The sequence below is a fragment of the Streptomyces sp. NPDC029836 genome, assembly GCF_055574495.1.
Genome location: NZ_JBVHZI010000011.1, coordinates 56,870 through 70,501 on the forward strand (window position 1 = coordinate 56,870; position 13,632 = coordinate 70,501).

At 70.1% G+C, this 13,632-nt stretch carries 12 protein-coding genes; 5 read left to right on the top strand and 7 right to left on the bottom strand.

The window, feature by feature from the left end; translation table 11 throughout:
• Window positions 1-12: 12 nt before the first annotated feature.
• From ACZ4XJ_RS27525 to ACZ4XJ_RS27545, 5 genes are all read right to left on the bottom strand, one after another.
• A complete protein-coding gene (locus ACZ4XJ_RS27525) occupies window positions 13-1,530 on the bottom strand; it encodes an APC family permease (protein WP_468497774.1) in 1,518 nt (505 codons plus the stop codon).
• A 610-nt stretch (window positions 1,531-2,140) separates the two neighbouring features.
• The gene (locus tag ACZ4XJ_RS27530; protein ID WP_468497775.1) at window positions 2,141-3,478 is read right to left on the bottom strand and encodes a serine/threonine-protein kinase; all 1,338 of its coding nucleotides are present in this window, start codon (window positions 3,476-3,478) and stop codon (window positions 2,141-2,143) included.
• A 466-nt stretch (window positions 3,479-3,944) separates the two neighbouring features.
• Entirely contained in the window at window positions 3,945-4,100 is a 156-nt protein-coding gene (locus tag ACZ4XJ_RS27535) for an alpha/beta fold hydrolase (RefSeq protein WP_468497776.1), read from the bottom strand.
• 195 nt (window positions 4,101-4,295) lie between these two features.
• Window positions 4,296-4,481, bottom strand: a complete 186-nt coding sequence (locus ACZ4XJ_RS27540; protein WP_468497777.1) for a hypothetical protein — start codon at window positions 4,479-4,481, stop codon at window positions 4,296-4,298.
• A gap of 154 nt (window positions 4,482-4,635) precedes the next feature.
• Entirely contained in the window at window positions 4,636-5,349 is a 714-nt protein-coding gene (locus ACZ4XJ_RS27545; protein WP_468497778.1) for an NADPH-dependent F420 reductase, read from the bottom strand.
• 175 nt (window positions 5,350-5,524) lie between these two features.
• Here ACZ4XJ_RS27545 and ACZ4XJ_RS27550 point away from each other — a divergent pair, with 175 nt between their 5' ends.
• The 5 genes from ACZ4XJ_RS27550 to ACZ4XJ_RS27570 all read left to right on the top strand — a co-directional run bounded on the left by ACZ4XJ_RS27550 (window position 5,525) and on the right by ACZ4XJ_RS27570 (window position 11,427).
• Window positions 5,525-6,130, top strand: a complete 606-nt coding sequence (locus ACZ4XJ_RS27550) for a TetR/AcrR family transcriptional regulator (protein ID WP_468497779.1) — start codon at window positions 5,525-5,527, stop codon at window positions 6,128-6,130.
• Between the two features lie 881 nt (window positions 6,131-7,011).
• Window positions 7,012-8,592: a hypothetical protein gene (locus ACZ4XJ_RS27555; protein ID WP_468497780.1), complete on the top strand. Its 1,581-nt coding sequence runs from the start codon at window positions 7,012-7,014 to the stop codon at window positions 8,590-8,592.
• Window positions 8,593-8,972: 380 nt separating this feature from the next.
• Window positions 8,973-9,776: an alpha/beta fold hydrolase gene (locus ACZ4XJ_RS27560; RefSeq protein WP_468497781.1), complete on the top strand. Its 804-nt coding sequence runs from the start codon at window positions 8,973-8,975 to the stop codon at window positions 9,774-9,776.
• Window positions 9,776-11,092, top strand: a complete 1,317-nt coding sequence (locus ACZ4XJ_RS27565) for a PP2C family protein-serine/threonine phosphatase (protein ID WP_362883578.1) — start codon at window positions 9,776-9,778, stop codon at window positions 11,090-11,092. The genes ACZ4XJ_RS27560 and ACZ4XJ_RS27565 overlap by 1 nt, the downstream gene beginning before the upstream one ends.
• The gene (locus tag ACZ4XJ_RS27570; RefSeq protein WP_362883580.1) at window positions 11,089-11,427 is read left to right on the top strand and encodes an STAS domain-containing protein; all 339 of its coding nucleotides are present in this window, start codon (window positions 11,089-11,091) and stop codon (window positions 11,425-11,427) included. The genes ACZ4XJ_RS27565 and ACZ4XJ_RS27570 overlap by 4 nt, the downstream gene beginning before the upstream one ends.
• Window positions 11,428-11,628: 201 nt before the next feature.
• Here the strand turns inward: ACZ4XJ_RS27570 and ACZ4XJ_RS27575 are convergent, their stop codons facing one another.
• A complete protein-coding gene (locus ACZ4XJ_RS27575) occupies window positions 11,629-12,666 on the bottom strand; it encodes a magnesium and cobalt transport protein CorA (protein WP_362883581.1) in 1,038 nt (345 codons plus the stop codon).
• Window positions 12,667-12,772: 106 nt separating this feature from the next.
• On the bottom strand, window positions 12,773-13,102 hold the full coding sequence (locus ACZ4XJ_RS27580) for a MerR family transcriptional regulator (protein ID WP_362883582.1): 330 nt from the start codon (window positions 13,100-13,102) through the stop codon (window positions 12,773-12,775).
• Between the last annotated feature and the right edge of the window lie 530 nt (window positions 13,103-13,632).

A 13,632-nucleotide genomic window follows, 5' to 3' on the forward strand; every position in this document is an offset into this window, starting at 1 on the left:
GCTCCTCGGGTGTCAGACGTTCGCGGCGGAGGGGGAAGCGGTGTCGGTGCTGGGGTCGGTGCGTTCGGTGGCGTCTTCCAGGACGATCCGGCCGATGACCTCGTAGCGCTCGGGTGCTCTGAGCTTGAGGTAGAGGCCGAGAGCGAGGCCGCCGAGGAAGACGGCAGCGACGATCCAGGGGATGAGGGTGAAGACGAGGGAGTCGGCGGCGAGTCCGGCCGCGGTCTTCATGTTGACGACCAGCAGGACGACGACGGCGCTCATCGCGATCCCGCCGAGCAGGGGGGCGGTGAACGTCTTGAACCAGTGCCGGTCCTCGGGGTGGTTCTTGCGGAAGTAGCCGATCACGGCGAAGGAGCAGAGGGTCTGGACGATGAGGATCGCCATCGTGCCGAGGATCGCGAGGAGGGTGTAGAGGTGGATGTAGGGGTCCTGGCCGGTGAGCCAGAACGCGGCGACCAGGGCGATCGCGATGGCGCTCTGCACGAGGGAGGCGACGTGCGGGGATCCGTGGCGGGGGTGGGTGCGTCCGAGTGCTGGGTGGAGGAAGCCTTCGCGGCCGATGGCGTAGAGGTAGCGGGCGGCGCACTGGTGGAAGGCCATGCCGCAGGCGAAGGAGCCGGTCAGGAGCAGCCACTGGAAGGAGTCGACTGCCCAGGACCCGATGAACTGTTGCGTGGGGGCGAAGAACAGGTCCAGGGGGTTGGCGGAGGCGGACAGCTCCACGGACCTGGACAGGCCGTTGCCGGCGATGGTCATCCAGGAGACGAAGATGTAGAAGAGCCCGACGCCTACGACCGAGATCAAGGTGGCCTTCGGGATGACCCGCTTGGGGTCGCGGGATTCCTCGCCGTACATGGCGGTCGATTCGAAGCCGACCCAGGACCAGAATGCGAAGAAGAGACCGAGGCCGGCGGAGGCGCCGGTGAAGGCGTTCTTCGGGTTGACCGGTTGCAGCGGGATGCCGTCCGGGCCGCCGCCCGCGAACAGCACCGCGACCGCGACGGCGAACAGGACCGCTATCTCCCCGACCAGCATCACCCCGAGCGCCTTGGCGGTGAGGTTGATGTCGAAGTGCGCCAGGCCGGCGGTGACGCCCAGCATGACGGCCGCGTAGAGGATCCAGGGGAGATCGACGCCGAGCTGGTCGTGAACCGTCGTCTTGGCGAAGTACGAGAAGACGCCGACGATCGACGCCTCGAAGACGATGTAGGCGAGGACCGCGAGCATCCCCGACGCCATCCCCGCGATTCGGCCCAGGCCGTGTGAGATGTAGCCGTAGAACGCCCCGGCCGCGGTGATCCGCTTGGCCATGGCGACGTAGCCGACGGCGAACACCGTCAGGACGACGGTGGCGAAGAGATATCCGGCCGGGGCCCCGATGCCATTACCGAAACCGACGGCGATCGGCAGGTTTCCGGTCATCGCGGTGATCGGCGCCGCGGTGGCGACCGCCATGAACACCACCCCGACCAGACCGACCGAGTTCGCCTTGAGCCGGTGGACTTCACCGCTGGGACTGTGGGACATGAACGCCCTCTCGATACTGGCGGCCGGTAGCCGACGGGAAGGCCGCCACTCTCGCCCTGCGTGACTCACACCACAATCGACAGACAGATATGCAATCGGCACGTGGAAACGACGAGTTGTCGGTCCGTCAGGCGGATGGATCGAATGCGTAACCGTCCGGTGATGTTCACGGAACCGGGAAGAAGTTAGGACTGCGCCGTCGGGCGACTCGCCACGCGGCAGGAGCACCGATCCGGGCGAGGCAGGCAGGATCACCTCGCCCCGCTGGGTTGCTGCCTGGCAGGGCGAAGTGCCGCCAGGTGGGAGACGCGGGGGTGTGCTTCGCTCGGGCTGGTCCACGCGTTGAGGCGGGTGATGTTGATTGCGGCGGCGGTGCGCCGGCGCTGGAGGCGGGCTTGGCGAGTCCTCGGTCGCAGGCCTGTCGTACTACCGGCGATGTGGACGGCATGGAAGACGGTGCCTTCGATGCCTTTGCGGGCCGCGTATCACTGCCGCCATTCCGGGGTGCCGTGGTCGGCACGTGCCTGCCGGATCGCTTCGCGCTCTGCCCTGGCCGCAGGGTGATGGACCGGTAGCGCTCCCGGGTCGAGCAAGCGGCGGCGGGGTTCGTTCACCGCCCCTTGTCCTTCTTCCCTTTGGCCTTCCCGGGGATCTCCTTCGTCTTTGTCGGACCAGGAGCCTTCGCCGGGCGGTCTGCGACGGGCGGTGCGGCGTATGAACCGGTCGGGCCGGTGAACGCCCCAGGCTCTGGCGTGGTGGAAGGCGCCGTGCCCGGCTCCTGCGGGGTCGACGCCGAGGTGGCGGGATGCGAAGACGCGGGCAACCTACCGGGGGACCCTGCCGGACCGGCCACCTCGGTGTTGTGCGACGCCGATGGTTGCCCGTGCGAGGGAGCCGAGGTGGGTGTGCTCTTCTCTGCGGAATCAGCACCCATCACCAGCGCGCAGCTGCCTGCGACACTCATGGCCGCGAGGCCCAAGAATGCTGCCCGTCGCCTGCTGATAGCCCTGCTCCGCGTTCGTGTGGGCGTTCGCGCGAGGTGAGCGCCGGGGGGCGGCGGAGAGGAGCGGTGTGTGGAGGCGTCGGTGAGCGCCGTGCGCACCGCGGTGCGGGGCCTCGGTGCCCGCGCGGCCTCTTGCAGGCGCTGGTGGACGGCGGCGGCATCAGGACGTGCCGCGGGAGCCTGGTCTGTCATCGCCTTCAACAGGCGTGCGAGGTCCTCCGGCAGTTCTTCGGGTATTCGGGGCGGGCGCAGGAGGTGGGCGGTCCCGATCTCCACGGGGGTTCCCTGGTACTCGCGTCGGCCTGTGAGCGCTTCGAGGAGGGTGACTCCCAGAGCGTAGATGTCGCTGGCCGGGCTCGCGCCTTCGCCGAGGAACTGTTCCGGGGCCATGTAGGCGAGGGTGCCCACCAGGGTGTCGGGCGCGCTGTGGGAGTGCTCGTGCACGGTCCTGGCGAGTCCGAAGTCGGCGAGGTGCGGTGCCCCCTCCTCGCCCAGGAGGATGTTCGAGGGTTTGACGTCGTGGTGGATGACGCCATGGGCGTGTACATGGTCGAGGGCTGAGGAAATGTCGGCGCCGATCCGTGTGACCTGGACGGGCCCCAGAGGGCCCGCGTCCATTCGGGTGCGCAGGGTGACACCGCGAATCAACTCGGTGACCATGAAAGCGCCTTGGCCGTGACGGCCGGCGTCATGGACCGTGACGAGGGCGGGATGGGACAGGCGGGCCAGTGTGCGGGCCTCATCGCAGAAACGGTCGGCAGTGACCGTGTCCGTACCCGCGCGGAACACCTTTACGGCCACCTCGCGGCCCAGTACCTGGTCGATGGCGCGGAACACGTCTGCCGTGCCACCGGACCCTATGGGGCTCTGGAGCCGGTAGCGACCGCCCAGGACGACGTCGCGTTCAGGCGGTGCTCCGTGCTCCGGGACGGACCGGGCCGTCATACGGGGTCCTCCTCCATTGGCGGGTAGTGGCGCGCCCCTACCCTGTGGGGGTCGCCCTACGCCCCTGTCTCCAGGCGCAATCACCGGATGCAACGCCCACAGGTGCTGGGCCGGCCGGAGAACGGCCCAGCTTCTCCTGGAGCAGCGGGAGCGCTGCGAAGCTGGGCACAGCAGGCGTTCCAGCGCGGCCTGAAGGTTCTCACGCAGTGGGTCGAGCGGGAAGGCGCGGATCGGCCGGTCCCTTGGGCTCACGGGGAGGAAACGGTCGAGGGCGCGGCGGAGCCGGTAACCGTGAAGCTGGGCGTATGGCTCTCCAACACCAAAGCCCGACGCAACAACTCAACGCCGAGCAGCTGGACGCGCTGCGGAAGCTGCGCGTGGACTGGGCATGACCGCGCAGGCGGACAAAGCAGGCCGTCGGATGGGCGGGGCCCTGACGTGTTGCACCCCGGCTCGCCTGCCCCGGTCAACGGCCCGGCGGCTCGGCGAGCTCGTGCAGGAACTCCTCCAGAGCGCGGGTGAAGGCTTCCGGGGCCTCCATGGTCGTGTAGTGGGCGACGCCGTCGAGGGTGACGGTGCGGCCGTTGGGGACGGAGCGGATCAGGGCGTCGGCGGTCGCCACCGTGCCGGGGGCGTCGCGGGCGCCTGCCGGCGGCAGATCGGGGGGTGCCGGCGAGTTCGAGGCAAAGCGCGCGGGAGGGGTCGGCGAACCAGCAGTAGTTCACCGGTCCGAGGTGTAGGACCTCGGCGCGTTTGGTCAGGAGGTTGAGGACGTCGCGGTCGCTGCGCTGGGTTTTCGGGGCCCGTCCAGGCCGCATCAGCTGACGAGCAGCCTCGTCGCGGTCACGGCACGCTCGAACCGGCAGAAGTCCGACCAGGATCCCTTCGAGTGGCTGCCGCCGGCGTCCGAGGCGCTGTGCCGGTACGCGTCGGAGTGGACCGCGACCAAGCTCCGGTGGCAGCTCGCCGTCGACCAGAACGAGCAGGACCGCCTGTGCGACATCGCGGCCTGCTGCGGCGGCAACACCGTCACCTACACCCCCGCCCCCGCCCCGTAGCCGCACTCGGACAGGCCCTGTTCCCCCGGTGATGCGGCGGCATGTCGAGGGGACGGGGCCTGCTCCGTGAGCGGGTGCCGCGGGGCGGCTGTGCCCGCGTCAGCGGACGATTTTGACGCCGAAGCGGTTGCCGAGGGCGAGGCCTAGGGCGGTGTGGAAGTGGGCGTACATCTCCAGTCCGCGGGCCGCCTGCAGGGGGCCGAGGTCGATGATGTCGCTCCAGCCGTAGGCGTTCAGGAGGTCGGTGGCCGCGGCCTTGGCGCTCTCGTGGTCCCCGGCGAGGAACATGGTGTGGTCGCCGCCGCCGAACTCGGCGGGGTTGACGACGGTTTCCTGTTCCTGGGTGACGAAGGCCTTCACGACGCGGGTGTCGGGCAGGGCGCGCTGGATCTGCTCGGCGAGGCTGTCGGTGTCGACGGGGTCCAGGCGCGGCATGGCGCCCCAGGGGGTGGGCCACGGGTGCTCGGCGTCGCCGGGCTGCTGGTAGACGTACGGGACCGCGTAGTCGATGAGGGTCTTGCCCGCGAGGGCGCCGGCCGGCAGGGCGGCCAGCGCGGTGACGGCGTTGGCGCCGTCGATGCCGTTGATGACCAGCTCACCCGCATCGGCCGCCTCCGCGAACGTGGCCAGCGTCAGCTGGGGGTGGGCGGCGAGGAAACCGGCGAAGGGCTCGGTGCCCATCATGTCGGGCTCGGTGCGGGCCAGAGTGGCCTTCGGGTCGCGGGTGCCGACAGTGACCCGGTGGCCGAGCGCGATGAGCTTGGCGGCGTGGCAGCGCGCACCGGCGCCGGTTCCGAGCAGAGCGATCTTCATAGGGTTCTCCTGTCGAGAGTCAGCCGGGTCAGGTGCAGTGCGGGCCGGGCCGGGCGGGCCGTGTGTCGGCCCGACGGGCGCTGGGGCCTGCGGAGAGGGCGTGTCCTGACCACTGAACGGTACTGTTGTTCTGTACCGTAACAGGAATGTCCGATTTGAAGCAATAGGAGTGGCTATGGCGGATGCCGGAATGAGCGACGAGCAGCCCGGCCCGGCGAAGCCCCAGCGCCGCCGGCGCGACCCCGAGGCCCGCAAGAGGGAAGTGATCGAGGCCGCCGAGCGCGTTATCGCCGCCCACGGCCTGGAAGGCCTCACCCACCGCTCCGTCGCCGCGGAAGGTGACCTGCCGGTCGCCTCCACCACCTACCACTTCGCGACACGCGACGACCTGATCCAGCTCGCCTTCGCACGCTCCGTGGATCAGTTCCTCGCCTACCTGGAGCACCTCGACGAGCAGCAGCCGGTCGCCTCCACCACCGATCTGGTGGAGCGCCTCACCGACGCCGTGGTCACCGCCTGCACCGGCGGCAACCAGGCGCACTGGACCGTCCAGTACGAGCTCTTCCTCGCCGCCATGCGCCGCCCCGCGCTGCGGCCGATCGCCGACCGCACCATCACCGTGGGCCGGATCTCCCTGGAGCGCTACCTGCCGCCCGCCCGCGCCTACGGCGTCTCCGCCGCGCTCAGCGGGATGATCCTTCACGGCCTGGCAGGCACCGAAGCCCCCGACCGTGCCAGCGTGCGTGCCGCGCTCGCCGTGCTCTGCGGCACCACCGAGTAGGCCCAGCCGTCCGCCCGCTCCAACCGGCGGAAGTCCGCACTCCTGCGGTACGCGGCGTCCTGCCCCTACGCCCGCATCACCTACGACCCTGACCCCTGACCCTGACCGCAGCCCGGCCGCGGGCGGGGACGGAGGACGCCGCCGGCCGGGGCAGTACGGCGGTGCGTGTCTCGTGCAGCCGACCCGCGTGTGCCGAGCAGCGTCTGCCGTCCACGGCCGCGCGGCCGCGGTCGCTCACTCGCGTCCCACTTCAAGGACGCCCGTCCGTCGGCTCCGTCGAGTTTGGCCAAACACCACGCTCAGGAGACCGACGAGCTGCGCGTGTCACGGACGTTCACGCAGCCGTGCGAGGCCCCGCCCCGTTCTGCGAGCCGGGAACCACGCGCATGCGCAGGCACGCACTGAATTACCACGCACGCGGGAAAATGGTCAGAGAACTGAGGCACTGAGGCAGGCGCTTGAGCAGAACACCTGGCACAGGCTTCTGGAGCCACGATGGACTGCCACCACGCCCTGGAGCACCTGCGCCGGATCCCCGCCGACGCGACTATCTCCAGCCACGAACCCGAGACCGCGCTGACGGCCCTCTGTTGGAGCGCTGCGGGCGCAGTACCGGCCGGGGGGAGTTCTCGCCGCTGCTACGACCTTCGAGTACGACGACACCAGGCTCATCTTCGGCGGACTTCTCGACCCCCGGACGGCACACCCGAGCCCACGCCGGGCTCCTGAACCGACACTCACAATTCACGCCGTTCGAACAGGGCGCGTTCAACAGCCCTCGCCCGTGCGGCCGAATACGGTGTCCACGCCGCCCGCACACCGCCCGGCATGCGGCAAGGGCGGGCGGGCAGCGCCGACGCAGTACGGGGAGGGAGACCGGGATGACGCAGGCCGCAGCAAGTGAGCTCGATGAGCGGGTACCGGGGCGGCGCTGGACGGTGCGTCTGGACGCCGCCGGCCGGGGCAGTACGGCGGTACGTGTCTCGTGCAGCCGACCCGCCTGTGCCGAGCAGCGTCTGCCGTCCGCGGCGGCCGGCCGCGCGGCCGCGGTCGCCCACATCAAGGCCCACCTGCGCACCGCCCCCGCCCCGAGAGCCACGGCGTACTGCGCGTGCCGGCTGGCGGACTGCCACACCCATCTGCCCGACACTGGCCGGGCACGTACCGAACCCTGGCGGTGCGGCGGCCCCGTCGTCCTGGCCGTGGTCACCGACCGAGAAAGCCGCTGGTGGCAGGTGATGGAGTGCTGCTCCCGATGCGCGGCCGCCACCCCCGGAGCGAAGACCGCGGCCACCTCCCAGGCACCCACCGCCCCGGACCACCCGTGTCCGACCACGACAACGTCCCCGGCCCCGGCCCCGGCGCCGGCAGGGAGCGCGGGTGCGGGCGCACCGCAGTTTTCCGACCACCAGGCCGCCACCGGTTCGGTCCCGGCTCCCCGCACCACCCCGGCGCGACGCCGCCCGCCACAGACGAAGATCGCCCAGCGGGTCATCCCCCACGACCTGCGGCCCGTCGTCCTGCGGGACGAACTCATCGAACTCGGCGATCTCTTCCGCGCCTACCAGCAGCGCGACGAGCCCGACCTGGCGCTGCTCGCCGACCTCCAGGAGCGCAAGGCCCGCGCCTTCACCACCTGGGCCGACGTCACCAGCGAGGGGCCCCTGCGATGGGAGGCCCGGCGTGCCGAGCAGGCCGCCGCCACCGCCCGCCTCCAGCACCAGCAGCGCACCGGCGGCATCACCGGTGGCGACCGGCCAGTTGCGGATCGGTTGTTGACCGTTCCGACGCAGTGGGAGCACGCGCGCTCGGTCCTCGCGTACGTGGCCGACCACACCCCGCTGCCCGGCCCCGACGCACGGCTGCTGGTGCTGATGCTGACCCTGCGTACCGCGCACACCGGCGCCGGCAACCTCGTAGGCCAGGACCTCACCGCACTGGGCCTGAGCGATCCGGAGGACCTGGTCGAGAAGTTGACCGGCTGCGGCTGGCTCGAGCTTCCCGGCACGGCCGGCGACCTGCTCGCCTCGAGGCCGGAGAACGCCACCCCGATCACTGTCCCCTCCCTTGCGCACCCCGAGGACGGGACGGGCCCGTTCACGTTCGGCAAGAAGATGCGGCCCAAGCTCTCCGGCTGGGCCCAGAAGGTCATCTCGGACAAGAAACTCCGCAAGGCCAAGGCCACCTCCGCCACCCGGCTGCTCGCGCTGACACTGGCCACCCGGACAAGCGGATCGGGAGGCCTGGGGCCCGGCGGCCACGGCATCGCCCTGAACACACTCGCCGGCCTGGTTCCGGCCGGTGCCGGTGAACTGGAGCGCCTGGCCGACCAGCTGACCACAGCGGACTGGCTCACTGAGGCCGCCCTCACCGACACCCGGCTCACCGGGCAGCTGACTGAACGTGTCCTGCCCCTCACCTGCCCCCTGCCCGCACCGTCCCCCGAGGCCGCCCCCCGGTAGCCGGGGGGCCCGCCTTTTCCCTTCCGGAGTACAGCGTGGTGCCGGGTCCTGGGCATCGACGCCGGTGGAGGTGGAGGCGTCCTTGGCGCCGCTGGGGCTTTGGGAGCGGCCTCGGCGGCCGGTGTCGTACATCCCCCTGTCGCCGGAGCCCTTGCTCTGTTACTCGCCTGCCGGCGACGGCGAGTCAACGCAAGTCCCGCAGTTGGCAGACGCCTTCGCGTGTTGACTGCGCGTCGCGTTGCCCGCACCGGCGCTCCGCAGGGGTGCCAGTCGCACCGGCGCGCGTTGACTCTCTCCATGGCGGCCACGTCCGCCAACACCGGAAGCGTGGTCTGCGGGGGCCCTGCCGGAGCGGTGAGCGGGGCTGGGAGGATGCGGGTATGGACATTCGACGCAGGAACAACGTCACCGTCATCGGGAATCCGCGGGGGCCGGCGGTGGTGCTGGCTCACGGGTTCGGCTGTGACCAGAACATGTGGCGCCTGACGGTGCCGGCTCTGGCCGAGGACTACCGAGTGGTGCTGTTCGACTACGTCGGTTCGGGCCGCTCGGACCTGTCCGCGTTCTCCGAGGACCGCTACGCGTCTCTGGACGGCTACGCCCGGGACGTGGTGGAGGTGTGCGAGGCCCTTGACCTGCGCGGTGCGGTGTTCGTGGGGCACTCGGTCAGCGCGATGGTCGGTGTACTGGCAGCCGGGATGGCCCCGGAGCGGATCGGGGCGCTGGTGATGGTCGCTCCCTCGCCGCGGTACATCGACGACGACGGCTACCGGGGCGGGTTCAGCGCCGAGGACATCGACGAACTGCTGGACTCCCTGGAATCGAACTACCTGGGCTGGTCGGCCGCGATGGCACCGGTGATCATGGGGAACGCCGAGCGGCCCGAGCTCGGTGAGGAGCTGACCAACAGCTTCTGCGCCACCGACCCGGAGATGGCACGCGTCTTCGCCCGGACCACGTTCCTCTCCGATACGCGGGACGACCTGAAGACCGTACGGGTGCCGACGCTGGTGCTGGACTGCACCCAGGACGCCATCGCACCACGGGAGGTCGGCGCCTTCGTCCACCAGGCGATCCCCGGCTCGACTCTGATCACCCTCGATGCGACCGGGCACTGCCCGCACCTGTCCGCTCCCGAGGCCACCAACGAGGCGATCGCCGGGTTCCTGGCAGGCCTGCGTTGATGTGCCGCACCGGACGGGAGCCGGACCCGTACGAGGCGGACGAGGAGGAGACCTCGGACGCGGTGTTCGCGGCCCTACTGGAGGACAGCGCGGAGGAACTGTACGAGAGCGCCCCGTGCGGGTATCTGTCCACGTTGATGGACGGCACCATCGCGAAGATCAACACCACTCTGCTGAACTGGCTCGGCCTGGAGCGGGAGGCGGTGGTGGGCCGGATGCGGTTCACCGACTTGCTGACCGTGGGCGGCAAGCTGTACCACGAGACGCATTTCGCGCCGCTGCTGCGCATGCAGGGCGAGATCGGCGGCATCGCCCTGGAGATCAAACAGGCGGGCCGCTCCCGAATGCCCGTCCTGGTCTCCTCCGCGGTCAAACACGGCAGTACCGGCGAGCCTCTGCTGATCCGCACCACCATCTTCGACGCCCGGGACCGCCGCGCCTACGAGGAGGAACTCCTGCGCGGCCGCAAGGAGGCCGAAGAAGCACGCAGACAGGCCGCCGCGGCGCTCAAACAGGCGGAGGCCGATCGGGCCCGGCTCCAGGACGCCCTCGCCGTGCTGCAACAGTCGCTGTTGCCCGCCACGCTTCCGCCGCTGCCCGGACTGGAGACAGCCGCCTACTACCACACCGCCTCCCCCGACCGGCTCGGCGGCGACTTCTACGACATCTTCCCCATCGACGGCCGGCGCTTCGCATTCTTCCTCGGTGACGTGTGCGGCAAGGGCCCGCAAGCCGCCGCGGTCACCTCGCTGACCCGCCACACCCTGCGCGCCGCCGCCCTGCACGACCCCGACCCCGTGACGGCCCTGTCCACGCTCAACACCGTGCTGCACGAGCGCTACGAGGGCGGGGACCCCCGCTACTGCACCGCCATCTTCGGCATCCTCGAACCCGACCCCGCCACCCGCCAGGTCACCGTCCGTCTCGCCTCAGGCGGCCATCCTCCCGCCCTGATCCTGCGTGCCGACGGCCGGGCCGACTTCCTGCCCACCCCCGGCGGCCTTTTGGTCGGCATCCTGCCCCGCGCGCCCTTCACCGGCGCGACCACCACCCTCGCCCCCGGCGACACCCTCCTGCTCTACACCGACGGCCTCACCGAAGCCCGCACCGGCGAAGACCGCACAGCCCTCTACGGCGATGAAGCCCTGCGCGACTTCGCCGCCGACCACGCCGGCGAACCCGTTCATACCCTCATGCAAGGCCTCACCGCACTGCTCGACAGCTTCGGCGACGGTCTCGACGACGACACCGCCCTCCTCGCCATCGGCGTCCCCACCCATCCGGACCCCGGTCCGGCACCGAAGAACACACCATGAGCCCGCTGAAAATCACCACCCGAACCGCCGTGACCGGTCCCGTACTGGAGATCACCGGCCCGCTCGACTACACGCACGCCGCCGACCTGCGAGCCCTGCTCCCCACGCTCACCCTCCGGCCGGGACAGCGCCTCGTGGTCGACCTGGCCGGCATGGACTTCTGCGACTCCAGCGGCATCACCGCCCTGCTCGCCGCCCGCAACCAGGCACACACCGCCGGCGCCGACCTCGCCCTCGCCGCCGTCCCCGACAACACCCTGCGCATCCTGCACATCGCGGGCCTCGACCAGGTCTTCCCCCTCCACCCCGACACCGAGAGCGCCACCCGACCCTGACGACGCCGGTCCTCAGCGGTGTCCCATTCAATGAAAGTGCTCGTGTGGGGGTAGGTCGGCAAGGGGGTCAGAACCCTGACCGGTACGTCACCCGGAGGGGCTGGTCGTCACCCGTTCCGCCGCGAGCGCCGCCCAAGACCCCTTCCGACCTGTGGGGCGAAGCCGGTCACCGGTCCCAAGCGTCTCTCCGGGGAACAGAAGCTAGAGCCACTTGTTGCGGCGCAGCGCCCGGTAGATGGCGGTGCACACGGCGAGGATGAGCACCCACACGGCCGGATACCCGTAGGGGGACCGGAGTTCGGGCATGTGGTCGAAGTTCATGCCGTAGACGCCGACGATCAGGGTGGGGACGGCGATGAGGGCGGCCCAGGCGCTGATGCGGCGCATGTCGGCGTTCTGCTGGACGCCGAGCTGGGCGATGCTGGCGCTGAGCATGCCGGAGACGAGTTCGTCGAAGGACAGGATCTGTTCGCTGACCCGCTGGTGGTGGTCGGCGACGTCCCGGAAGTACGTGGCGACCTTCGGCGGGATCCCGGAGACGCCGCCTTCGCTGAGGCGTTGCAGGGCGCCGGCAAGCGGCGTGACGGCGCGCTTGAACTCGAGGAGCTCGCGCTTGAGCTGGTAGATGCGCCCGGCGTCGACGGGGCGGTCGGGGGAGAAGACCTCGGCCTCCAGGGAGTCGACGTCGCCCGCGAAGGCGTCCGCGACATCCATGTAGCGGTCGACGACCATGTCCGCGACCGCGTGCAGGACGGCAGCAGGGCCGCAGCCCAGCTGCTGCGGATCGTCCTGAAGCCGGCGGCGCACCTCCTCCAGCGGCGGTGCGCTGCCGTGGCGGACGGTGATCGCGTACCCGGGGCCGGCGAAGACCATGATTTCGCCGGTGTCGACGATCTCGCTGGTCTCGGTGACCTTCTCGTGGTCGACGTAGACGATCGTCTTCAGTACGAGGAACAGCATGTCGTCGTAGCGTTCCAGCTTGGGCCGCTGATGGGCGTGCACGGCGTCCTCGACCGCCAGGGGGTGCAGACCGAACGCCTCGGCGACCTCCTGGAGCTGCTCCTCGGTGGGCTGGTACAGGCCGATCCACGCGAACCGGCCCTCTTCGGGGTCTATCCGCTTCTTGACGGTGGCGAGGTTCACCTGGCCGGGGATGCGGTGGCCGCCCTCGTAGAGCGCGCAGTCCACCACCGCCGACGGCAGACCTCCACCGTCGGTGCTATCCCGCTGCTCCACCATCTACTGCCTCTTGCCCCTGGTCCGATACGTAGGGATGCAACCTACCTGCGACCAGGGCGGCGATCCTCTTCGCCCCGGCCCTGGTCGGTACGGTCTACGGCCTCGGCTACCCCTTGGCCGCCGACCCGGCGGTGCGGCGGTACTCGGCGTTGATGCGCTGGGCTTCTTCGAGCTGGTCTTCGAGGATGACGATGCGGCAGGCGGCCTCGATGGGGGTGCCCTGGTCGACGAGTTCCCGGGCACGGGCCGCGATGCGCAGCTGGTAGCGGGAGTAGCGGCGGTGGCCGCCCGTGGAGCGCAGTGGGGTGATCAGGCGGGCCTCTCCTATGGCGCGGAGGAAACCCTGGGTGGTGCCGAGCATCTCGGCGGCCCGGCCCATCGTGTAGGCGGGGAAGTCGTCGTCGTCGAGCCGGCCGAACGAGTCCTCTGCTGTCATCGCACCCCTTTCATGGAACGCGTGGAGGGGCCCTGGTGCCTATGGCACCAGGGCCCCGAAGGAACTGCTACACCATCTGCCGACCCTGGTACTGCGCCGGCCTTCTTTGTCCGCTGACCCGTCCGCACGGGGACGGGAGATGCGGGGATCGCGGTTGCTCGACCGGAGACCACCTCACTGACGATGTCCTGCGGTACCCGGGCTCAACACTCTGCCCGGGCGATCCTGATGGCGCTTCGCTCCTCCGTTTCTTTCCTCTGGGAACAATTCACTGCTGGGTACTACCAACGCTGGGTACTACCAACTGCACTTACCAGTACTGCCACTGCGTCAACTGCGGTACTGCTTGCGGCGGCCCCTGATCACTGCGGGCCACCCGGTCCGGTCGTCAGTCACGTCGCCGTCCTGCAACAGCTCTGGCTTCGAAGCTCCACCACCGCACCGTCCTGCGAACTGCAACTGCGTGTACTGCTGCCCGGCAGTTCGTTCCTGCCGGGCCCTTCTCGACTGGCTACGAGAGAAACCATAAC

Excerpts from the sequence above, each read along its gene's own strand:
- ACZ4XJ_RS27525 (WP_468497774.1), bottom strand. The coding sequence starts at position 1,530 with ATGTCCCACAGTCCCAGCGGTGAAGTCCACCGGCTCAAGGCGAACTCG.
- ACZ4XJ_RS27530 (WP_468497775.1), bottom strand. The coding sequence starts at position 3,478 with ATGACGGCCCGGTCCGTCCCGGAGCACGGAGCACCGCCTGAACGCGAC.
- ACZ4XJ_RS27540 (WP_468497777.1), bottom strand. The coding sequence starts at position 4,481 with ATGTCGCACAGGCGGTCCTGCTCGTTCTGGTCGACGGCGAGCTGCCAC.
- ACZ4XJ_RS27545 (WP_468497778.1), bottom strand. The coding sequence starts at position 5,349 with ATGAAGATCGCTCTGCTCGGAACCGGCGCCGGTGCGCGCTGCCACGCC.
- ACZ4XJ_RS27550 (WP_468497779.1), top strand. The coding sequence starts at position 5,525 with ATGGCGGATGCCGGAATGAGCGACGAGCAGCCCGGCCCGGCGAAGCCC.
- ACZ4XJ_RS27555 (WP_468497780.1), top strand. The coding sequence starts at position 7,012 with ATGACGCAGGCCGCAGCAAGTGAGCTCGATGAGCGGGTACCGGGGCGG.
- ACZ4XJ_RS27560 (WP_468497781.1), top strand. The coding sequence starts at position 8,973 with ATGGACATTCGACGCAGGAACAACGTCACCGTCATCGGGAATCCGCGG.
- ACZ4XJ_RS27565 (WP_362883578.1), top strand. The coding sequence starts at position 9,776 with ATGTGCCGCACCGGACGGGAGCCGGACCCGTACGAGGCGGACGAGGAG.
- ACZ4XJ_RS27570 (WP_362883580.1), top strand. The coding sequence starts at position 11,089 with ATGAGCCCGCTGAAAATCACCACCCGAACCGCCGTGACCGGTCCCGTA.
- ACZ4XJ_RS27575 (WP_362883581.1), bottom strand. The coding sequence starts at position 12,666 with ATGGTGGAGCAGCGGGATAGCACCGACGGTGGAGGTCTGCCGTCGGCG.
- ACZ4XJ_RS27580 (WP_362883582.1), bottom strand. The coding sequence starts at position 13,102 with ATGACAGCAGAGGACTCGTTCGGCCGGCTCGACGACGACGACTTCCCC.